The organism is Burkholderia sp. SR8 (assembly GCF_052851275.1).
In genome coordinates, this window is sequence record NZ_JAULUC010000022.1 from 90,768 (window position 1) to 110,971 (window position 20,204).

16 protein-coding genes and 1 pseudogene are annotated in these 20,204 nt (G+C 68.1%); 15 read left to right on the forward strand and 2 right to left on the reverse strand.

Going from position 1 to position 20,204, the window contains the following annotated elements:
• The first annotated feature begins 190 nt into the window (after positions 1-190).
• From Q3A80_RS24400 to Q3A80_RS24410, 3 genes are all read left to right on the forward strand, one after another.
• Positions 191-3,667, forward strand: a complete 3,477-nt coding sequence (locus Q3A80_RS24400) for an AAA family ATPase (RefSeq protein WP_446331429.1) — start codon at positions 191-193, stop codon at positions 3,665-3,667.
• A gap of 75 nt (positions 3,668-3,742) precedes the next feature.
• Positions 3,743-4,792, forward strand: a complete 1,050-nt coding sequence (locus Q3A80_RS24405) for a patatin-like phospholipase family protein (RefSeq protein WP_446331430.1) — start codon at positions 3,743-3,745, stop codon at positions 4,790-4,792.
• Positions 4,793-4,828: 36 nt separating this feature from the next.
• Positions 4,829-5,470 carry an HD domain-containing protein gene (locus Q3A80_RS24410; protein ID WP_446331431.1) on the forward strand — a complete coding sequence of 214 codons (642 nt, stop codon included), beginning with the start codon at positions 4,829-4,831 and terminating at the stop codon, positions 5,468-5,470.
• Between the two features lie 52 nt (positions 5,471-5,522).
• Here the strand turns inward: Q3A80_RS24410 and Q3A80_RS24415 are convergent, their stop codons facing one another.
• Positions 5,523-6,437, reverse strand: a complete 915-nt coding sequence (locus Q3A80_RS24415) for a helix-turn-helix domain-containing protein (RefSeq protein ID WP_446331432.1) — start codon at positions 6,435-6,437, stop codon at positions 5,523-5,525.
• 332 nt (positions 6,438-6,769) lie between these two features.
• On the opposite strand from Q3A80_RS24415, the gene Q3A80_RS24420 reads away from it, so the two are divergent.
• The 6 genes from Q3A80_RS24420 to Q3A80_RS24445 all read left to right on the forward strand — a co-directional run bounded on the left by Q3A80_RS24420 (position 6,770) and on the right by Q3A80_RS24445 (position 12,856).
• Positions 6,770-7,843 carry a porin gene (locus tag Q3A80_RS24420; RefSeq protein ID WP_446331433.1) on the forward strand — a complete coding sequence of 358 codons (1,074 nt, stop codon included), beginning with the start codon at positions 6,770-6,772 and terminating at the stop codon, positions 7,841-7,843.
• A 104-nt stretch (positions 7,844-7,947) separates the two neighbouring features.
• Positions 7,948-8,271, forward strand: a complete 324-nt coding sequence (locus Q3A80_RS24425; RefSeq protein ID WP_446331434.1) for a hypothetical protein — start codon at positions 7,948-7,950, stop codon at positions 8,269-8,271.
• Between the two features lie 151 nt (positions 8,272-8,422).
• The gene (locus Q3A80_RS24430) at positions 8,423-9,670 is read left to right on the forward strand and encodes an MFS transporter (RefSeq protein ID WP_446331435.1); all 1,248 of its coding nucleotides are present in this window, start codon (positions 8,423-8,425) and stop codon (positions 9,668-9,670) included.
• Positions 9,671-9,709: 39 nt separating this feature from the next.
• Positions 9,710-10,570 carry a dihydroorotate dehydrogenase electron transfer subunit gene (locus Q3A80_RS24435; RefSeq protein ID WP_446331436.1) on the forward strand — a complete coding sequence of 287 codons (861 nt, stop codon included), beginning with the start codon at positions 9,710-9,712 and terminating at the stop codon, positions 10,568-10,570.
• Entirely contained in the window at positions 10,563-11,540 is a 978-nt protein-coding gene (locus tag Q3A80_RS24440) for a dihydroorotate dehydrogenase (protein ID WP_446331437.1), read from the forward strand. Before Q3A80_RS24435 ends, Q3A80_RS24440 begins: the two co-directional genes overlap by 8 nt.
• Positions 11,540-12,856, forward strand: coding sequence for a hydantoinase/carbamoylase family amidase (locus Q3A80_RS24445; RefSeq protein WP_446331438.1), 1,317 nt, complete (start codon positions 11,540-11,542; stop codon positions 12,854-12,856). The genes Q3A80_RS24440 and Q3A80_RS24445 overlap by 1 nt, the downstream gene beginning before the upstream one ends.
• 67 nt (positions 12,857-12,923) lie before the next feature.
• On the opposite strand, the gene Q3A80_RS24450 is transcribed toward Q3A80_RS24445, so the two are convergent.
• Positions 12,924-13,484 carry an SLOG cluster 4 domain-containing protein gene (locus tag Q3A80_RS24450; protein ID WP_446331439.1) on the reverse strand — a complete coding sequence of 187 codons (561 nt, stop codon included), beginning with the start codon at positions 13,482-13,484 and terminating at the stop codon, positions 12,924-12,926.
• 273 nt (positions 13,485-13,757) lie between these two features.
• On the opposite strand from Q3A80_RS24450, the gene Q3A80_RS24455 reads away from it, so the two are divergent.
• From Q3A80_RS24455 to Q3A80_RS24480, 6 genes and pseudogenes are all read left to right on the forward strand, one after another.
• Positions 13,758-14,984: a Rieske 2Fe-2S domain-containing protein gene (locus tag Q3A80_RS24455; protein ID WP_446331440.1), complete on the forward strand. Its 1,227-nt coding sequence runs from the start codon at positions 13,758-13,760 to the stop codon at positions 14,982-14,984.
• Entirely contained in the window at positions 14,981-16,378 is a 1,398-nt protein-coding gene (locus tag Q3A80_RS24460) for an SLC13 family permease (RefSeq protein ID WP_446331441.1), read from the forward strand. Before Q3A80_RS24455 ends, Q3A80_RS24460 begins: the two co-directional genes overlap by 4 nt.
• 22 nt (positions 16,379-16,400) lie before the next feature.
• A complete protein-coding gene (locus Q3A80_RS24465; protein WP_446331442.1) occupies positions 16,401-17,372 on the forward strand; it encodes a PDR/VanB family oxidoreductase in 972 nt (323 codons plus the stop codon).
• Between the two features lie 78 nt (positions 17,373-17,450).
• Positions 17,451-17,707: pseudogene (locus Q3A80_RS24470) on the forward strand (transposase); the annotation flags it as partial.
• A gap of 264 nt (positions 17,708-17,971) precedes the next feature.
• On the forward strand, positions 17,972-18,691 hold the full coding sequence (locus Q3A80_RS24475) for a response regulator transcription factor (RefSeq protein ID WP_446331443.1): 720 nt from the start codon (positions 17,972-17,974) through the stop codon (positions 18,689-18,691).
• A complete protein-coding gene (locus tag Q3A80_RS24480) occupies positions 18,691-20,184 on the forward strand; it encodes a HAMP domain-containing sensor histidine kinase (protein WP_446331444.1) in 1,494 nt (497 codons plus the stop codon). Before Q3A80_RS24475 ends, Q3A80_RS24480 begins: the two co-directional genes overlap by 1 nt.
• Positions 20,185-20,204 lie beyond the last annotated feature (20 nt).

The window sequence follows — 20,204 nt, forward strand, 5'->3', positions numbered from 1 at the left end:
AGGGCGGAAGCAGGCCGCGGCGTGGCGCTGAACACGGACGGTTGTTGCACGGTGCCGAATACCGGTCTACCGCGCGCGAGTCGTCGATCCCCCCCTCATCGATATCCGGCACTCCACTCACCGCACCTGAATTCCCGCACCAGCCGGCGCATAATATTGAGAAGTCGACCCTTGGCAGGAAGAGGGTTTTATGCGCTGCACAATCTGCGGATCCGAGAATCCTCCCGATGCGAGGTTCTGCCAGGAATGTCAGGCCGTGCTGTCGCGCACGTGTCCGCACTGCGGGCATGACGCAGCGCCCGGGGCCCGCTTCTGCAGCAACTGCGGCACGCCGCTGGACGCTGCCGCAGCCGGCCCCGCCGCCGCGCCGCCGGTTTCGCGGCCAGCCGTTCGAGATCCGCCGCCGCCGCCGATCCGCTACACGCCCGATCACCTGGCCGAGCGCATCCGCGCCGAACACGCGGCGATGGAAGCGCGTGGCGAACCGGCCGGCGAACGCAAGACCGTGACCGCGCTCTTTGCCGACATGGCCGGCTCGACCGCGTTGATCCACGATCTCGATCCGGAAGTCGCGCATCGGCTGATCGTGCCCGTGGTCGAGCTGATGATGGAAGCGGTTCACTACTACGAAGGGTACGTGGCGAAATCGCTCGGCGACGGCATCCTCGCGCTGTTCGGCGCGCCGATCGCGCACGAGGATCACGCGCAGCGCGCGCTGTTCGCGGCATTGCGCATGCAGCAGGCGATGCGGCAGCACGGCGACCGCATTCGGCTGCAGGAAGGCATTCCTCTGCAGATTCGCGTCGGCGTCCATACGGGCGAGGTGGTCGTCCGTTCGATCCGCACCGACGACCTGCATACCGATTACGATCCGCTCGGACACACGATCCACATCGCATCGCGGATCGAAGGCATCGCCGCGCCCACGTCGATTCTCGTCAGCGAGTCGACGCACAAGCTCGCGGAAGGCTATTTCGAGTTCAAGGCGCTCGGGGCGACGCAGCTCAAGGGCATTCCCGCACCGCTGTGTGTCTACGAGGTGCTCGGCCTCGGCGCATTGCGCACGCGTCTGCAGGTGTCCGCGCATCGCGGTCTCGCGCGCTTCGTCGGCCGCGAAACGGAACTGGAGCATCTGAACCGCGCGCTGGAAACCATGAGGGCCGGGCATGGCCGCGTGGTCGGCGTGGTGGGCGAGGCGGGCGTCGGCAAGTCGCGCCTTTTCCACGAATTCAAGGAGCGTTCGCGACGCGGCGCACTGGTGCTCGAGACGTTCTCGGTATCGCACGGCAAGGCGTTTTCCAATCTGCCGCTCATCGAGCTGCTGAAGAACTATTTCCAGATCACCGCGCAGGACGACGAGCGGCGCTGCCGCGAAAAGGTCATCGGCAAGGCGCTGGCGCTGGAGCGCAGTTTCGAGGATCTGGTCCCGTACGTGCTCTATCTGGTCGGCATCGGTGAAGGCAGTCCGGTACTCGTCGAGATGGATCCGCAGATCCGGCGCGACCGCACGTTCGATGCGATCCGGCAGCTGCTCGTGCGCGAGAGCCAGAATCAGCCGGTCCATTTGCTGTTCGAGGATCTGCAATGGCTGGACCGCGAAACGGAGGCGTTCCTCGCCTACCTGATCGACCACGTGCCGGACACGCGCATCCTGCTTCTGGTGAACTACCGGCCCGAGTATCAGCCCGCGTGGACGCACGCCGCGCACTGGAGTGCGATCCGGCTCGAACCGCTCGGCCCGGCCGACGCGCAGGGACTGCTCGCGGCGCTGCTCGGCGACGACCGCACGCTCGTGCCGCTGAAGCAGCTGATTCTGGAGAAGACGGAGGGCAATCCGTTCTTCATGGAAGAAGTGGTCCAGACGCTCGTCGAGGAGCAGTCGCTGCTCGGCGAAGCAGGCCATTACCGCATCGTCGAGACGCCGGCGACGCTGCACATTCCCACCACCGTGCAGGGCGTGCTGGCCGCCCGGATCGACCGGCTCCCGATCGACGAAAAGGAATTGCTGCAGGCGCTCGCCGTGATCGGCCACGAGTTTCCGTTCAGCCTGATCCGGCGAATTTGCGGCGAGGAGCCGGTGCGGGACGACGAACTGCGCCGGCTGCTCGCGCATCTCGAAGCGGCGGAGTTCATCTACGAGCGGCCCGCTTTCCCCGAGGTCAACTATTCGTTCAAGCACGCGCTGACGCAGGAAGTGGCGGGACGCTCGTTGCTGACCGAGCGGCGCACGACGCTGCACGAGCGTACGGCGCAGGCGATCGAGACGCTGTTCCCGACGCGTATCGCCGATTACTGCAGCGAGCTCGCGCATCACTACAGTCAGAGCGGCAACATCCCGAAGGCCGTCGAGTACCTGCATCGTGCGGCCCAGCAGGCGCTGCGCCATGCGGCCCATCACGATGCGATGAATCATCTCGGCGCGGCGCTCGCGTTGCTGAAGCGCCTGCCCGATACCGCGATGCGCGCGCATTGGGAACTGACGCTACTGCTGTCCCTGGGGCCGGTGCTGATGGACGTGCGCGGGTATGGCGCGACGGAGGTCGGCGCGACCTATACGCGCGCGCTCGAATTGTGCGAGCGGACGGGCGAGGCATCGCAACGCTTTGCGACGCAGCTCGGATTGCGGATGCACCACGTGGTGCGCGGCGAATATGCGCTGGCGACCGATCTCGGCAAGCAGATGCTCGGCACGGCGCGCGATGCGAACGATCCGGGCTTCCTGATCGAGGCACACAGTGCGCTCGGTTCGTGCTTCTTCCTGCAGGGCGATTTCGACGCGGCGCGCACGCACGTGGAGCAGGCGCTCGAGATCTACGATCCGGAGCAGCATCAGGCGCACGTGTTCGCGCATGGCGTGGATCCCGGCATCCGCGCGCTCAGCTTCCTCGTGTTGACCCTGTGGTTCCAGGGATACCCCGACCAGGCGCTCAAACGCAGCCTCGACGCGCTGGCGCTCGCACAGTCGCTCGCGTATGGGCCGTCGCTGGCGTTCAGCCTGACCTACGCCGCACACCTGCATCAGCTGCGCGGCGAGCCGGCGCTTGCCGCCGAGCGCGCGGAAGCCGTCATCGCGGTATCGGCCGAGCACGGATTGCCATACTGGCTCGCGTGCGGGACGCTGCTGCAAGGCTGGGCGATGAGCGCGCAAGGAAACATCGACAGCGGCATTGCGCAGATGCGGCGCGGGCTCGATGCGCACCGGGCGGCCGGCGGCGAAGATCAGCGTCCGTATTTTCTCGCATTGCTCGCCGACAGTTACTGGCGTTCGGGTGACAGGCGCGCAGCCCTGCGCATGCTCGACGATGCGATGGCGATCGTCGAGCGATCCGGCGAGCATTGCTACGAGGCGGAGCTGTACCGGCTCAGGGGCGTCTATCTGGCCGACGGCGCGGACGATGCGGACGGCGCGGGGGTACCCGCCGCATCCGATGACGCGGCCGCCGACTGCTTCGACCGCGCGATCGCGCGCGCACGTCGGCAGGGTGCGAGGGCACTGGAATTGCGGGCAGTGTCGGATCTCGCTCGGCTGCTGCAACGACGCGGGAAGACGGCCGACGCGAAGCAGGTGCTGTCCGACGTATACGCGAGCTTCACCGAAGGTTTCGCTACGCACGATCTGCGACAGGCGAAGGCGCTGCTGGATGCATGGAGCATGAGCGGGGACTGAATGGGTGCTGCGTCGCGCGGCGACGTGCGTTCCAGCACCCGCCGCTACGCATGATGAAGAATCGAGGAGACAGGCATGGCAACCACGCAGACGAGACGCCGCGACGATGTCCCGCGCAAACCGATCGCGCTCGCGTTGCAGGGCGGCGGCATGCATGGCGCTTTCACGTGGGGCGTGCTCGACCGGCTGCTCGAGGACGGCAGGCTCGAGATCGAAGGGGTCAGCGCGACGAGTGCCGGCGCGATGAACGCTGCGGTCCTCGCATACGGTCTGCAAAAAGGCGGCGCGGACGGCGCGCGCCAGGCGCTGCACGACTTCTGGGAGGCGGTCGCGCGCTCGGCGGAGCGCTACAACCCGCTGCGCTGGGCACCGTGGCTGAAGGGAACGCACAGCTTCGGGCTCGATCACTCGCCGGTGTACGCGTTCGCCGACATGATGCTGCGCGTGTTTTCACCTTATCAGTTCAATCCGAACAACCTGAATCCGCTGCGCGAAGTGCTCGACAGCCAGGTCGACTTCGACGCGCTGCGCAAGCACTGCCCGATCCGGTTGTACCTGTGCGCGACCAACGTCGAGACGGGGAAGATACGCCTGTTCACGCGAGACGACGTCTGTGCCGACGCGGTGCTTGCATCCGCATGCGTGCCGACGCTGTTCCAGGCGGTGTCGATCGACGGCGAGTACTACTGGGACGGCGGCTACATGGGCAATCCGGCGATCTATCCGCTGATCTACAACTGCGCGACGCGCGACGTCGTGATCGTGCACATCAATCCGCTCGTGCGGCGCGGCGTACCGATCACGGCCGCGGAGATCCTGAACCGCATCAGCGAGATCAGTTTCAACTCGTCGCTGATGCGCGAGATGCGGGCGATCGCGTTCGTCACCGACCTGATCCAGCAAGGGACGATCAAGCGCGGCGACATGAAGGAGATGCTGATCCATTCGATTCGCGCGGACGACGCATTGAGCGCGTTGAGCGTTTCGAGCAAGTACAACGCGGATTGGGGATTCCTGAGCGGGCTGCGTGACCACGGGCGGCGCGAAGCTGACGCATGGCTCGCGCATCACTACGGAAACATCGGCCAGCGCTCGAGTATCGACATTCGCAGGGAATTCATGTGAACGCGTCGCGCTGATGTCGGCATCGGGCGATCGTGCATGGCCGCCACGGCCCAAGGAGCGAACGTGAACCGGACGCAGGCGCGCTTCGTCGCGTTGTGGTCGTGCAGCGGCGGGACGGATGCCGACGGCGTCTATCGGCGGCTCGCGCGCTGCTATGCGGAGCCGGCGCGCCACTACCATACGCTCGTGCACGTGCGGCGCTGCTTGCGTCATCTCGACGTCGCACGCGATGCGATTCCCGAACCGGACGCGGTCGAGCTCGCGCTGTGGTTCCATGACGTGATCTTCGTGCCCGGCGCGCAGGACAACGAGCAGCGTAGCGCGGACTGGTTTCGGGAGCAGGCCGGCGGCCGGATCGCGGCGTGCGATCGCATCTGCGCGATGATTCTCGCGACGACCCATGCGGGCACGGCGGAAGAACCGGATACGCGCTTCGTGCGCGATATCGACCTGGCGGTGCTGGGTGCCGCGCGCAGCCGGTTTCGCGAAGACGGCATGCGGCTGCGCGCCGAGCGCCCCGATCTCGACGACCGGGCTTACGACCTTCACGAGCGGACGATTCTCGGCAGGCTGCTCGTTCGGCCGCGGATCTACCTGACCGACTTCTTCTACGCGCGGTGCGAGCAGCAGGCGCGCAGGAATCTGAACTGGCGCTTGGGGTTGCCGGTTCCGGAGTGACGACGGCGTCGTGCCTTCGGTCTTGCGGGCGTGGCCTCGATGCGACGCCGCACTACACCCGGTCGAGCAGGTCCACGAGCAGCCTGGCCCCGTCGGCCCCCTTCGTGGAATCGGTCCACAGCCGGTCGATCATCTTCCGGTACATCGCGACGGCATCCGCCGACGTGGTGATCGTCGCGATGCCGGTACGAATGTTCGGCAGCTCGCCGAGCCGGAACGGCGATACCGCGATATGCGCGCTGTCGTCGTCTTCGAAGATCTGGAAGGTCTCGTTCGGCAGGTTGTCGCTGACGATGCCGATACGCACGCCTTTCGCATCGTCCTCGAGCATCCCGACGATCCGCATCACTTCCCGGCGCGCGGCGAGTTTGCGCTCGAGCTGCACGCCCGGCGGCAGCCCGAGGCGGCCGACCAGGCCGTGGTGCAGGAACTGTTCGATCTGGCGCAGCCCGATCAGGCTCGTCACGTTCAGCGGTGCGCGCCGGAACGCGGCTTTCCGGTCCGCGAGGATCGCCATCACTTTCGACAGCGTCTGCCGCCACGCGGCATCGGTCAGCGACGGCGGAATGCTTTCCTCGAGCATCTGGAGCAGCCAGCCTTCGTAGTCGTCGGAGGTCAGCAGGAACGAGAACGGATCGAAATGCGCGAAGATCCGCTGCGAGCGGCTCTCGATCTGGCGCATGCGCTCGAAGTAGCTGATCGCCGAATCGTGATACTCGACTTCGACGCCCATCAGGTTCGCGAGCGACACGCCGAACAGCGCGGCGAGCCGCTCGAGCGTATCGATCTTTACAATCTCGCCACGTTCGAGCTTGTAGACCGCCGCGCGCGAGATGTTCAGGCGCTCGGCGACATCCTCGCTGCGCAACTCGGCAGCCATCCGGTACGCGCGCAAGCGCTCGCCAATGCTGTCGAAGTCGAAGCGCGCGCCGCGCAGACGGGTCTTTCGGGAACCGGCGGTGGACATGAAGTACCTCTGGGTGACGGGTGAAAAATCGACAGACACCGGGTTGCGCGACCGCGCCGCGCCGCCATCCTGCCGCGGGCATCGCGAAGATCGATGTTTGTCTATTTTTTTGTATCGGGTATTTTAACGTAGCCGACAGCGGATGCGCGCACAACCGCGGCTTGCGCTCGTCCGGTGCGCAGTAACGGCCCGCGACCGCACCGGGTCCGTGCGCGCGCACGTCGTCTAAATATTTGGACGAACGGCGAACGCGCGGATGCTGTCGGCGACAGCGGTATCGCACCTTCCAGACATTCCCACGTGCCGGCCCATTGCGCCGGGAGGAGAAAAGCATGACGTTGCGCACCCCGTGCGCCCGATTTCGGGCAGGATTCCTGATGGCCGGCGCGGCAGGCGCCATTGGCATCGCGCCGCTTGCGCACGCGCAGTCGAGCGTGACGCTGTACGGCGTCGCCGACGCTTTCGTCGGTTCGGTGAAGCAACCCGGCGGGCGCACGGCGCTCGTGCAGTCGGGCGGCGGGATGACGACGTCGTTCTGGGGGCTCGGCGGCAGCGAGGATCTCGGCAACGGCAACAAGGCGTTCTTCGTGCTCGAAAGCTACTTTCAACCGCAAAGCGGCGCGTACGGCCGCTACGCCGGCGACAGCCTGTTTTCGCGCAATGCGTACGCGGGATTGCAGACGCGGTTCGGCCAGCTTCGTCTTGGCCGGATCACGACGCCGCTGTATCTCGCGACGATCCAGTTCAACCCGCTGTTCAATTCGTACACGTTCTCGCCGATGATCTTCCACACGTTCAAGGGCGTGGGCGCCGAGGGCGTGGTCGGCGATTCGGCGTGGAACAACGCGCTCGCCTATACGAGCCCGACGTTCGGCGGATTCAATGCGGGGCTGCTGTATGCACTCGGCAATACGGCCGGCCGGAACGGCGCGAAGAAATGGAGCGTCAACGCGCACTACGCGCGCGGCGCGTTCGCGGCCGCCGCGGTCTTCCAGTACGTGAATTTCAGCGCGACGCCTGGCGATCTCGACGGCGCGCTCGCCGCGGCGCCGGGCCTGTCGAGCCAGCGCACGGTGCAGGTCGGTGCGTCGTACGACTGGCGTGTCGTGAAGCTGTTCGCGCAGTACATGAACGTCGCGAACCGCGCGCAGCGCGGCAACTTCCACGGCGATACGCTGCAGGCCGGCGTCAGCGTGCCGATCGGCGTGGGTTCGCTGCTGGCGAGCTACGCGTACACGCATTCGAGCGGGGCGCTTGCCGACGGCGCGCATCGCAGCACCGGCGCGCTCGGCTACGACTATCTGCTGTCGAAGCGCACCGACCTCTATTCGGCGATCAAGGTCGATCACGTCGGCGGGCTGTCGACCGGCATCACGTACGGCGCGGGCCTGCGCACGCGTTTCTGACGCAGGCATCGCGATGCGAGGCTTCCCGGTTAACCCCGATACACCGGACGCTTGCATTCCGTTTTTGATGCGAGTAGTCTAAATATTTAGACGAGGAGGAGAGCATGAACCTTATGGACGCCACGCAGTGGCTGGCACAGGACGTCGTCGGCTTTTCCGACATTCACCGGTTCGCGACGCGCTGCCGGGACGCGGCGGCGCCGCACGGGCGGGAATCGGCGGCGCTGGTGCTGCTCGCACAGGCGGCCGCGACGTTCGCCGAACGGCAGGAGGGCGTGGCGGTCTGCACGGAGACGGTGAAGGCGTTTCTCGCCGAGCTGCGCGAGCACGCGCGGCGGCTGAGCGATGCGAGCGGGCGCTCGGACGACGCGCTGCTCGCGGCGCTCAACGGCTTCGCCGCGCAGGTGTCGAAGGAACTGGTCGTCTGATGCGCGACGCCGGCGCGAATCTGCCCGGGCCACGCTCTTGAGCTGTGCGATGCCGACGATCGGGTTGCGGTCAGTCTGTCTAAAAAAAACGACAAACGACCGCAAGGCGGACCGCCGGCATCGATATCCCGTCCTCACGATACGGACAATCATGGAAGCGAACCTTCGATCCTCCGCGACCGCGGCCGCCGACGCACCGCCCGAAAGGGTGTCGCGCTACGCGTGGAAAGTGCTGGCCGGCTCGGCCATCGGCTATGCGATGGACGGCTTCGACCTGCTGATCCTCGGCTTCATGCTGCCGGCAATTTCGGCGTCGCTGCAGCTGGGCGCGCAGCAGGCGGGGGCGCTCGTCACGTGGACGCTGGTCGGCGCGGTCGTCGGCGGCGTGATTTTCGGCGCGCTCAGCGATCGCTGCGGCCGCGTGCGCGTGCTGACCTGGACGATCCTGCTGTTCGCGGTGTTCACCGGGATGTGCGCGTTCGCACAGGGCTTCTGGGATCTGCTCGCGTACCGGACCATCGCGGGCATCGGCCTCGGCGGCGAATTCGGGATCGGCATGGCGCTCGCGGCCGAAGCGTGGCCTGCAGCCAAGCGCGCCCGCGTGTCGTCGTACGTGGCGCTCGGCTGGCAGAGCGGCGTGCTCGCGGCGTCGCTGCTGACGCCGCTGCTGCTGCAGAGCGTCGGCTGGCGCGGCATGTTCGCGATCGGCGTGCTGCCCGCGATCGTCGCCTGGGTGCTGCGCAACAAGCTGCACGAGCCGGAAGTGTTCGTCCGGAGCCGGCAGCCGGCGCGCACGGGCGCGCGTTTCCGGCTGCTGTTCGCCGATGCGCGCACGACCCGCACGAGCATCGGCATCGTCGTGCTGTGCGCGGTGCAGAACTTCGGCTACTACGGGATCATGATCTGGATGCCGACGTTCCTGTCGAAGCAGCTCGGCTTCTCGCTGACGAAATCCGGCGTGTGGACCGCCGTGACCGTGCTCGGGATGATGGCCGGCGTCTGGCTGTTCGGACACCTGGCCGACCGGATCGGCCGCAGGCCGACGTTCCTGCTGTACCAGCTCGGCGCGGTGGGGATGGTGTTCGCGTATTCGCGGCTGACGGACCCGGCCACGATGCTGTGGGCCGGCGCGCTGATGGGCATGTTCGTGAACGGCATGGTCGGCGGCTACGGCACGCTGATGTCCGAAGCGTACCCGACCGCGGTGCGGGCGACCGCGCAGAACGTGCTGTGGAACGTCGGCCGTGCGATCGGCGGGCTCGGGCCGCTCGTCGTCGGCGCGCTCGCCGCGCGCTATTCGTTTCAGATCGCGATCGCGATGCTGGCCGCGCTTTACGTGCTCGACATGATCGTCACGGTCACGCTGATTCCGGAACTGAAGGACCGCGCGCTCGACTGACGCGCGTGCCTGCCGCCCAACCGTAACGAGGAGAGAACGATGGACGTGATCGACGGGGCGCGCGCCTGCGCGCAGCCGTGGGCGGCCACGGTCGCCACGCACGCGTGCGACGTGGTCGCGCATCGCGCGGTGAACCGGCGCTATCGCTATCTGCGCGTGCGCGCCGACGCGCCGCTCGCGAGCGTCACGCAGGCCGGCCAGTTCTATCAGCTCGTCTGCCCCGTCAGCGATCTGCACCGGCCATTCCTGCCGCGCCCGATGAGCGTGTACGGCGTCGGCCCCGGCGCCGGCGAAATCGAGTTCCTGTACAACGTGACCGGCGAAGGCACGCGTGCGCTCGCACAGCTCGGCGTCGGCGCGCGGCTGTCGATCGTCGGGCCGCTCGGCCGCCCGTTCACGCTCGACGCCGATGCGCGACGGCTGCTGCTCGTCGCGCGCGGTGTCGGTCTCGCGACGATGGCGCCGCTCGTGCAGCGCGCGGCGCGGGCGGGCATCGCGCTGACGGTCGTGATGTCGGCGCGCTCGCCGGACGACCTGATGACCGCCGAATTCCTGCGCGGCGCGCCGGCCGACGTGCATGCGGTGTTCGACAGCGACGGCTCGTCGGCGGTCGCGAACGTGGACGCGCTGCTGCGCGCGAGAATCGCGCGCGATCGGCCGGACGCGGTCTACACGTGCGGCTCGCAACGGTTGCTCGCGCTGCTGCAGCGCGTGCTCGCCGACCGTCCGTCGATGCGCGGCGAGGTCGCGCTCGAGCAGCGGATGGCATGCGGGATGGGCGTCTGCCTGTCGTGCGTGCGGATGTTCGACGACGGCGCGACCCGCGCATTCCGGCGCGTGTGCCGCGAGGGCCCGGTGTTCGCGATTCGCGACGTGGTGACGGAGGTGGAAGTTGGCTGACCTGAGCGTACGCGTGGGCGAGCTGCGCCTGCGCAATCCCGTGATGCCGGCATCCGGCTGTTTCGCGATCGAGTATCGCGAGGCGCTCGACCTGGCCGGGCTCGGCGCGCTCGTGATCAAGAGCGTCTCGCCCGTCAGCCGCCCGGGCAACCCGACGCCGCGCGTCGCCGACGCGGGTGACGGCATGCTGAATTCGATCGGCATTCCGAGCCGCGGCATCGACGACTATCTCGAACACGTGCTGCCCGCGTACACGGGCCACGGCACGCCGGTCGTCGCGTCGGTGTCGGCCGATACGGCGGACGCGTTCGCACGCGCGTGCGAGGCGCTGTCGCGGCCGGACGTCGCGGCGATCGAGGCGAACATCTCGTGCCCGAATCTCGAGGCGGACGGCATGGCGTTCGGGATGGACGCGGGCACGACCCGGCAGGTCGTCGACGCGATCCGCGCGCGCACCGGGCATCCGCTGTGGGTGAAGCTGACGCCGAACGCGGGCAACATCGCGAAGATCGCGCAAGCGGCGCAGGACGCGGGCGCCGACGCGATCGTGATGGGCAACACGGTGCTCGGCATGTCGATCGACGTGCGCACGCGCCGGCCGTCGCTCGGCAACGTGATGGGCGGCCTGTCCGGGCCGTCGATCAAGCCGATCGCGCTGCGGCTCGTCCACCAGTGCTACCGCGCCGTGTCGATTCCGGTGATCGGCTGCGGCGGCATCCGGAGCGCCGCCGACGCCATCGAGTTCCTGCTCGCCGGCGCGAGCGCGGTGCAGGTGGGTACGGCGTCGTTCCGCGATCCGGGCGTGATGCGCACGATCATCGACGGGCTCGAACAGTTTTGCGCGGACGAGGGCATCGGCGCGATCGCGTCGCTGACCGGGCAGGTCAGGCTCGACGCGGAGCTGAGCGAGCGCTGGCGGCGCTTTTGCGCGGCGCCGGCGCGCGCGGGCGGCACGACGGCGGGGGCGTGATGAACGCGCATACCGACAGGCCGGACGCGCCGGCGGACATCGAGATGCGCGACGCGGCGGCGCTGCCGCTTGTCGAACTGACGGCGCTCGCCGAGCAGTGGTTCGACGAGATCCGCGCGCTGTCGGCCGACGGCGTGGGCGTCACGCGCGAGAGCTACGGCGACAGCGAAACGGCGGCCGCGCAGCGGCTGGCGGCGCACGCCGAACGCGAGGGCATCGCGGTGCGCGCCGACCGCGCGGCCAACCTGGTCTTCAGCCTGCCCGACGCGGACCCGCATGCGCGTGCGATCTGGGTCGGCTCGCATCTCGACTCGGTGCCGCATGGCGGCAACTACGACGGGCTCGCGGGCATCGTCGCGGGGCTGCTGTGCCTCGTCGCGCAACGGCGCAGCGGCCGCGCGTCGCCGCACCCGTTGAACGTGATCGCGCTGCGCGGCGAAGAGAGCGCGTGGTTCGGCAAGGCGTACATGGGATCGAGCGCGCTGTTCGGCCGGCTGACGCCGGACGATCTCGCGATGAAGCATCGCAGCACCGGCCGCCCGCTGGCCGACTGCATGGCGGCGGCGGGCGTCGACATCGACGCGGTGCGGGCGCGCAAGCCGCTGTTCGACGTGCGGCGCGCGCATGCGTATCTGGAGCTCCACATCGAGCAGGGGCCCGTGATGGTCGCGCGCGGGCTGCCGGTCGCGGTCGTGTCCGGCATTCGCGGCAACGTGCGGCACAACTCCATCAGCTGCATCGGCGAGGCCGGCCACTCCGGCGCGGTGCCGCGCGACCTGCGGCACGACGCGATCTTCGCGGTCGCCGAGCTGATCACGCGGCTCGACGAGCACTGGCGCCGGCTACTCGAACGCAACATCGATCTCGTCGTGACGACCGGCATCGTGTCGACCGACCAGGACGAGCATTCGATTTCGCGGATTCCCGGCCAGGTGCATTTCAGCTTCGAGGCGCGCAGCGAGAGCACGGAGACGCTCGACGTCTTCCATGAGCTGCTGATCGCCGAATGCAATTCGATCGCGCGCGAGCGTGGCGTGCGATTCGATTTCGACCGGCGGTTGGCGAGCGCGCCGGCGCGGATGGATGCCACTTTGCGCGCCGCGCTTGCCGACGCGTGCACGCGGCTCGACGTGCCGCATGCGACGCTGGCGAGCGGCGCGGGCCACGACGCGGCGCTGTTCGCGAACGCGGGCGTGCCGAGCGGGATGCTGTTCGTGCGCAACGATCACGGGTCGCACAACCCGCACGAGGCGATGTCGATCGATGATTTCATGCTGGGGGTGCGCGTGCTCGCCGACACGATTGCGCGGCTGTGACCGGCCATACGGGAAACTACGGGAAGCGATGGCGCCCGACGCGCCGTGGATCCGGAACGCGTGCGGTTCACGCCGGCGGAACGTGTGCGCCCGCGCCGCCATCCGCGCGGTTCACGTGCGCGAGCACGAATGCATAGACGTCATCGAGCGCCGACACGATGCGCGTGCCGGCCGCGACGCCATCGAACGCGCCCGCCGGCCCCGCGCAGATCAACGGCTTCGCGAAGCGCGTCGCGAGGCGGATCTCGTCGAGCGTGCCCTTGCTCCCCGGCAGCGCGACGACGACGTCGCTCGTCAGCACGTTCACGTAGTTGCGGCTCAATGCGTCGTCCGGCGCGTTCGCTTCCTTGCGCGGCAGTGGCGTGACGATAGGCAGGTCGATGAACGGATTCGGATAGCCGGCGATCGGCACGAATCCGAACAGCGGGTGCGCTTCGCTCGGCACGATGCCGATCGAGCGGCCGCGGCGCCCCGGCGTCGTCGCGTAGGCGCGCGCGATCGACAGCATCACGCCGCGGCCGGCGCCGGTCAGCAGGTCGAATCCTTGCGCGGCGATCCACGTTCCGAGCGGCGTCGCCCACTCCGGCCATTCGTTCTTGCCCGAGCCCATCACGCCAATGATCGCCATCTTGTCCTCCTGGTTGGCCGACGCGCGGCGCGTCGATCTCAGCGATCACGCATGCCGTTCGTCTTTTTAATTATACACATCGGCCGATTTTTGGCGATGCGATGGCGATGAAGCGCTGAAAATTGTGGATTTTCCTGCCTTGCATTTTTTCTTCACTTTATTTAGTCTAAAAAAATAGATTATCGACGGACGTATCGCGACTCGAAGGGTCGCCGGTACGCAGACGTCTCCGGGGCGATACAGCCCGCTACAACCTGAGAGAGAGGTGTATTCATGCTTGACCACGCCACCAACGAATTGCTGACCCGCGTGGGGCCCGGCACGCCGTGCGGCGAGTTGCTGCGTCGCTACTGGCATCCGGTCGGTTATTCGTCGGAGCTGGCCGAAGTCGGCCAGGCGAAACGCGTGCGGATTCTCGGCGAGGATCTCGTCCTCGCGCGCACCGGCAACGGCGGCGTGCTGCTCGTGCAGGAGCGTTGCCCGCATCGCGGTGCATCGCTGCTGTACGGCTTCGTCGAGGAAGCCACGATCCGCTGCGCGTATCACGGCTGGCAGTACAACGCGGCCGGCGAATGCGTGGAGCGGCCATTCGAATCGGCGAAGGCGAGCCGCGTGTGCAAGAAGCTGATCGACAGCTATGCGACGCACGAATGCGGCGGGCTGATCTTCGCCTACATGGGGCCGGCGGAGCAGAAGCCCGCGTTTCCGAACTGGGACATCCTCGTGCGCACCGACGGCGTCCGCCATTTCGAGGTGCAGGACGATCTCGCGTGCAACTGGTTCCAGGTGCAGGAAAACGCGGTCGACGTCACGCACACCTTCTATACGCACTCGAAATACTTCGAGCACCTCGGCATGCGCGACGCGTCCGGGTTCGGCAAGCCGTTCAAGCGGTTCGGCTTCCAGCGCTTCGACTGGGGCATCGTGAAGAGCTGGGAATACGAAGGCGAGGGCCGTGGCTGGGGCAACCTGATGGTATTCCCGAACATGCTGCGGATCATGACCGAGATGCACTGGCGCGTGCCGGTCGACGACACGACGACGCGGATCGTCTGGGTGTCGTTCACGCCGAACGCGGACGGCGCGCAGCCGCCCGCGGGCGAGGCGCCGAAGATCGTCCGCCAGCCGGCGCGCACCGACGCGGCGGGCCGCTACCTGATGGACACGTTCATGAGCCAGGATGCGATGGCGGTCGAGACGCAGGGCCCGATCTTCGATCGTTCGCGCGAGAACCTCGGCGCGTCCGATCGCGGCATCGTGATGTTCCGCCAGATGCTGCAGGAGCAGATCGACGCGGTCGCGCGCGGCGAGCGGCCGGTCGCGAACGTATACGGTGGCGCGCCGGACGTGACCGACCTGCGCGCATGGATGGGCGGCTATCTGCCGATGAGCTGCGCGCCGGACCCGACGTTCCGCCAGCAGCGCGAATTCGGCGACATCTTCGACGAGTCGCACGTCGAATACGAGATCCCGGCGAACTCGCCGGTGATGCGCGCTTGAGCGGCGGTGCGCTCGGCGGGCCGGGCCGCGGCGCCGGCATGCTGACGGGCGGCCGCGTCACGGCCGCGCTGCTCGCGGCGGGGCTCGCGAGCGTCGCCGCGCTCGGCGCGCGCGGCACGCTGTCGGCCGGGGACGCACGCATCGTCGCGATCGTGTTCACCTGCATCGTGCTGTGGGCGACGGGCGCGGTCGCGAGCCTGTGGGTGTCGCTGCTGTTTTTCTTCCTTGCGGCGACCTGCACGCCGGTGCCCACCGCCGAGATCTTCTCCGGCTTCGGGTCGAGCGCGTTCTGGCTCGTGTTCAGCGGCGCGGCGATCGGCTTCGCGCTGAAGGAGAGCGGCCTGAGCGAACGGATCGGCATCGCGCTCGCGCGCCGGATCGGCGGCTCGTATCTGAAGGCGCTGCTCGCATTCGCGATCCTGAGCTTCGTGCTGTCGCTCGTGATGCCGTCGACGTTCGGGCGGATCGCGATCCTGATTCCGATCGCGATCGGCTACTGCGACGTCGTGAAGCTCGGCGCGCACGCGAACGGGCGGCGCGGCATCCTGCTGCTCGTGATCGTCGGCTCGTACGAGCTGGCTGCCGCGGTGCTGCCCGCGAACCTGCCGAACGTGATCATGGCGGGGATTCTCGAGCAGTCGCACGGGATGCATCTGCGCTTCTCCGAGTATCTGCTGCTGTTCTTTCCGGCCGGCGTGATCGTGCGTGGCGCGGTGCTGGTGCTCGCGTCCTGGTGGCTGTTCGCGGATACGGTCGGCGAAGTCGAGATACCGGCGGCGCGCGTCGCGCTCGGCCGCCGCGAATGGCACGCGATCGTGCTGCTGGCGATCACGCTCGCGTTCTGGTTCACCGACGCCGTGCATCGCATCGCGCCCGGCTGGGTCGGGCTCGGCTTCGCGCTCGCCTACTTCGGCACGTCGCCGCCCGCGCAGCTCGAGCGCTTCACCGCGACGCTGAAGATGGACCTGCTGTGGTTCATCGCGGCGATCATCGGGCTGACCGCGCTCGTCAACCATCTCGACATGCGCGTGCCGGACACGCTCGCGCTCGACGCGCTGCGCGACAGCCCGATGCTCATGTATTTCGCGCTGACCGCGCTGTCGATCGTGATCTGCTTCGCGGTCACGTCGAATGCGGAACCGGCGCTATACGTGCCGATCGTGTCGCGCCTGCTCGCGCAGGGGCTGCACCTGAAGGCCGGCCTGCTCGCGCAGGTGGCGGGCTATGCGACCACGGTCCTGCCGTACCAGTCGCCGCCGATCGTGTTCGGCAACGCGCTCGCGCAGCTGGACCGGGGTGCGGTGCTCCGGTACTGCATCGCGACGGCGCTACTGGGCGTGGTGTTCGTGATCCCGGTCAATGCGTTGTGGTGGCGGCTGATCGGGCTGCTGTGAGTTTTCCTGAACGGTGAATCCAATGATCGAAAACGATCTGCTTGCCGCGCGCGTGATTGCGCGCGAGCGCGTCGCGTGCGACGTGATTTCGCTGCGGCTCGTCAGTGACGTGCCGGGTCTGGCCCTGCCGGCGTTCGAAGCTGGCGCGCATATCGACCTGCATCTGCGCGACGGGCTCACGCGCAAGTATTCGCTGTGCAACGATCCGGTCGAGCACGGCGTGTACGAGATCGCGATCAAGCGCGAGCCGGCGTCGCGCGGCGGCTCCGCGCACGTGCACGATGCGATCCGGGTGGGCGACGTGCTGCGGATCGGCGCGCCGCTGAATTACTTCCCGCTCGCGCCGGACGACAGCCCGGCCGTGCTGCTCGCCGCCGGGATCGGCGTGACGCCGTTGCTCGCGATGGCGCATAGCCTGGTGCGCGCGGGGCGGCCGTTCGCGTTCCACTACTTCGTGCGTTCGGCCGACGCGGCCGCGTACGGGGCGACGCTCGCGTCGCGGCTCGCGCACCTCGCGACGGTGCACACGGGGCTGACGCCCGACGCGACCCGCGACGCGATCACGACGATCGTCGGCGCGATGGATTCGCGCTCGCATCTGTATTTCTGCGGACCGGCGCCGTTCATGGCGGCCGTCGACGCGATCGCGCGCCCGGCGCTCGGCGATGCGCGGCTTCATCACGAGTATTTTTCCGCGCCAGCCGCGGTGCCTGCCGACGGCGGGGCCGACGCGTTCCGGATCGAGCTCGCGCGCTCGCAGCGCGCGCTACGCGTGGCGCCGGGGCAGTCGATCACCGATGTGCTGTACGAGCACGGCATCGCGATCGCCACGTCGTGCGAGGCGGGCGTGTGCGGCGCATGCCGGACGACCGTGCTCGAGGGCACGCCCGATCATCGGGACGCGTTCCTGAGTGCGGTGGAAAAGGCCCGCAACGATTGCATGATGCCGTGCGTGTCGCGATGCCGCGGCGAACGGCTGGTGCTCGATCTCTGAGCCGCCACGTGGGGCTGAGTGAGGCCGGTCGGAAAAATGGAAGCCAACGTTTCGTGAAATCGAGAAACGGAGGCATGGATGAATCGAATGCCACGAGCGGTCTGTACGAAGGCGTTTCGCGACGAAGCGGTCAGACTGGCGTTGACTGAAGGTGTTGGGTATCGGAAGCTTCCCGGCGCTTGTCGATCCCGATCGAGACGCTGGCAAACCGGGCACGCGCGGCGAAGGCCGGTAAGATGAAAGAGGTCGGCCGGCACCTGAAGCCACCGACGGAAATGGAAGTCGAGCTGGCGCAGGTCAAGCGCGCACTGGCCGCGGTCAAAATGGAGCGCGATTGACCTGCCCGTCGACCTGCCCCCTTCAATGAGCCAATGAACCTTCCAGCAAGGAAAGCCTTACGGGCATTGGCTGACCGCACAGCCACGATTCAAACTTAAACGATTTGTGATCCCCGTCCGCCCAAAAATTCCGCACAATGTCGGCAGCGCGGCATTGCTGTCGCGATCCGCCGCCCGGCGAGCCGGCATTCCGGACCGAACGGGGCGGCAAGCACGAGCTTCCGGACCCGAGACCGCTACCGACGCAGCGCCCCGACCGCCATGGACCACCCGAAACGCATCCTGATCGTCGAAGACGACGCCGACATCGCCGACGTGCTGAGCCTGCACCTGCGCGACGAGCGCTACGAAGTCGTGCACAGCGCGGACGGCACCGAAGGCCTGCGCCTGCTCGAGCAGGGCAACTGGGACGCCTTGATCCTCGACCTTATGCTGCCCGGTGTCGACGGCCTGGAAATCTGCCGGCGCGCCCGCGCGATGGCGCGCTACACGCCGATCATCATCACCAGCGCGCGTTCGAGCGAAGTCCACCGGATTCTCGGGCTCGAACTCGGCGCGGACGACTACCTCGCGAAACCGTTCTCGGTGCTCGAACTCGTCGCGCGCGTGAAGGCGCTGCTGCGGCGCGTCGACGCGCTCGCGCGCGACTCGCGGATCGACGCGGGCACGCTCGACGTCGCCGGGCTGTCGATCGACCCGATCGCACGGGAAGCGAGCGTCGACGGCACCCGCATCGACCTCACGCCGCGCGAGTTCGACCTGCTGTATTTCTTCGCACGGCATCCGGGCAAGGTGTTCTCGCGGATGGACCTGCTGAACGCCGTATGGGGCTACCGGCACGAAGGCTACGAACACACGGTGAACACCCACATCAACCGGCTGCGCGCGAAGATCGAGGCCGATCCGGCCGAGCCCGTGCGGATCCTCACCGTGTGGGGCCGCGGCTACAAGCTCGCCGCCCCCGGTCAGCGGGACGCGTGATGAAACTGACGCTCACCCAGCGGCTGTCGTGCGTGTTCGCGGTGCTGCTGCTCGCGTGCTCGGGGGCGTCCGCGTGGCTGCAGATCCGCGCGAACGACATGCGCGAGAAGGAAGTCGTGCAGAGCCTGTCGCGCGATCTCGCCGCGCACATCGCGGGCAGCACGCCGCTGATGGACGCGAACGGGCTGCGTCCGGACGCGGTGCGCACGCTGTTCGGCCAGCTGATGGGCGTGAACCCGAGCGTCGAGGTGTACCTGCTCGACAATGCGGGGCGCATCAAGGGCGACGACGCGCCGCCGGGCCACGTGAAGCGCGATCGCGTCGACCTCGCGCCGGTGCAGCGCTTCATCGCGGGCGATCCGCTGCCGATCCTCGGCGACGATCCGCGCAGCCCGGATGCGCGCAAGGTGTTCAGCGCCGCGCCGCTGCAGCGCGCGGGGCAGCCGCCGTCGGGCTACATCTACGTGGTGCTGCTCGGCGAAGCGCACGACCGGCTGGCCGCGCGTTTCGACGCGGGCAACGTGTTGCGCACGACGCTGTGGTCGATGGCGGTCGTCGCGCTGCTCGGCCTGCTCGCGGGCCTGACCGCGTTCAGCTTCATCACGCGCCCGCTGCGCCGGCTGACCGACGCGATGCGCCGCTTCGACGCGAACGGCGCGCCCGACACGCAGCCGCCGGTGCCGCGCTCGCCGCCGGGGCGGCGCGGCGACGACATCGCCGTGCTCGAATCCGCGTTCGCGCAGATGGCCGACCGGATCGGCGACCAGTGGCGCGCACTGACGCGCCAGGACCAGCAGCGGCGCGAACTGATCACCAACATCTCGCATGACCTGCGCACGCCGCTGACGTCGCTGCACGGCTATCTGGAAACGTTGTCGCTGAAGTCCGACACGCTCGCCGAACCCGAACGCCGCCGCTACCTGTCGATCGCGCTCGCGCAGAGCGCGAAGGTCGGCCGGCTCGCGCAGGCGCTGTTCGAACTTGCGCGGCTGGAGTCGGGCGGCGTGCAGGCCGAGCGCGAGCCGTTCTCGCTCGTCGATCTCGTGCAGGACGTGTTCCAGAAGTTCGAGCTGGCCGCGCAGTCGCGCGGCATCGCACTGCATGCGCGGATCCCGCCGCGCGTGCCGGCCGTATCGGCCGATCTCGCGATGATCGAGCGCGTGCTGACCAACCTGCTCGACAACGCGTTGCGGCACACGCCGCAGCACGGTGAAGTCGAAGTCGCGCTGACGCCGCAGGACGACCGCGTGGTCGTGACCGTGTCGGATACCGGCGAAGGGATTCCGCCGGCGCGGCGCGAAGGGCTGTTCCAGCGCCCGCAGCGGCCGATGAGCGGTGGCACGGCGACGAGCGGCGGGCTCGGGCTGCTGATCGTGCACCGGATGCTGATGCTGAACGGCAGCGCGATCCGGCTCGTCGAGCGGGACGGGCGCGGCGCGGTGTTCGAGTTCGCGCTGCCGGTCGCGCAGCCGGCGCCTGGCGAAGGGCGCTGAAACCGCGCGGCAGCGCCCCG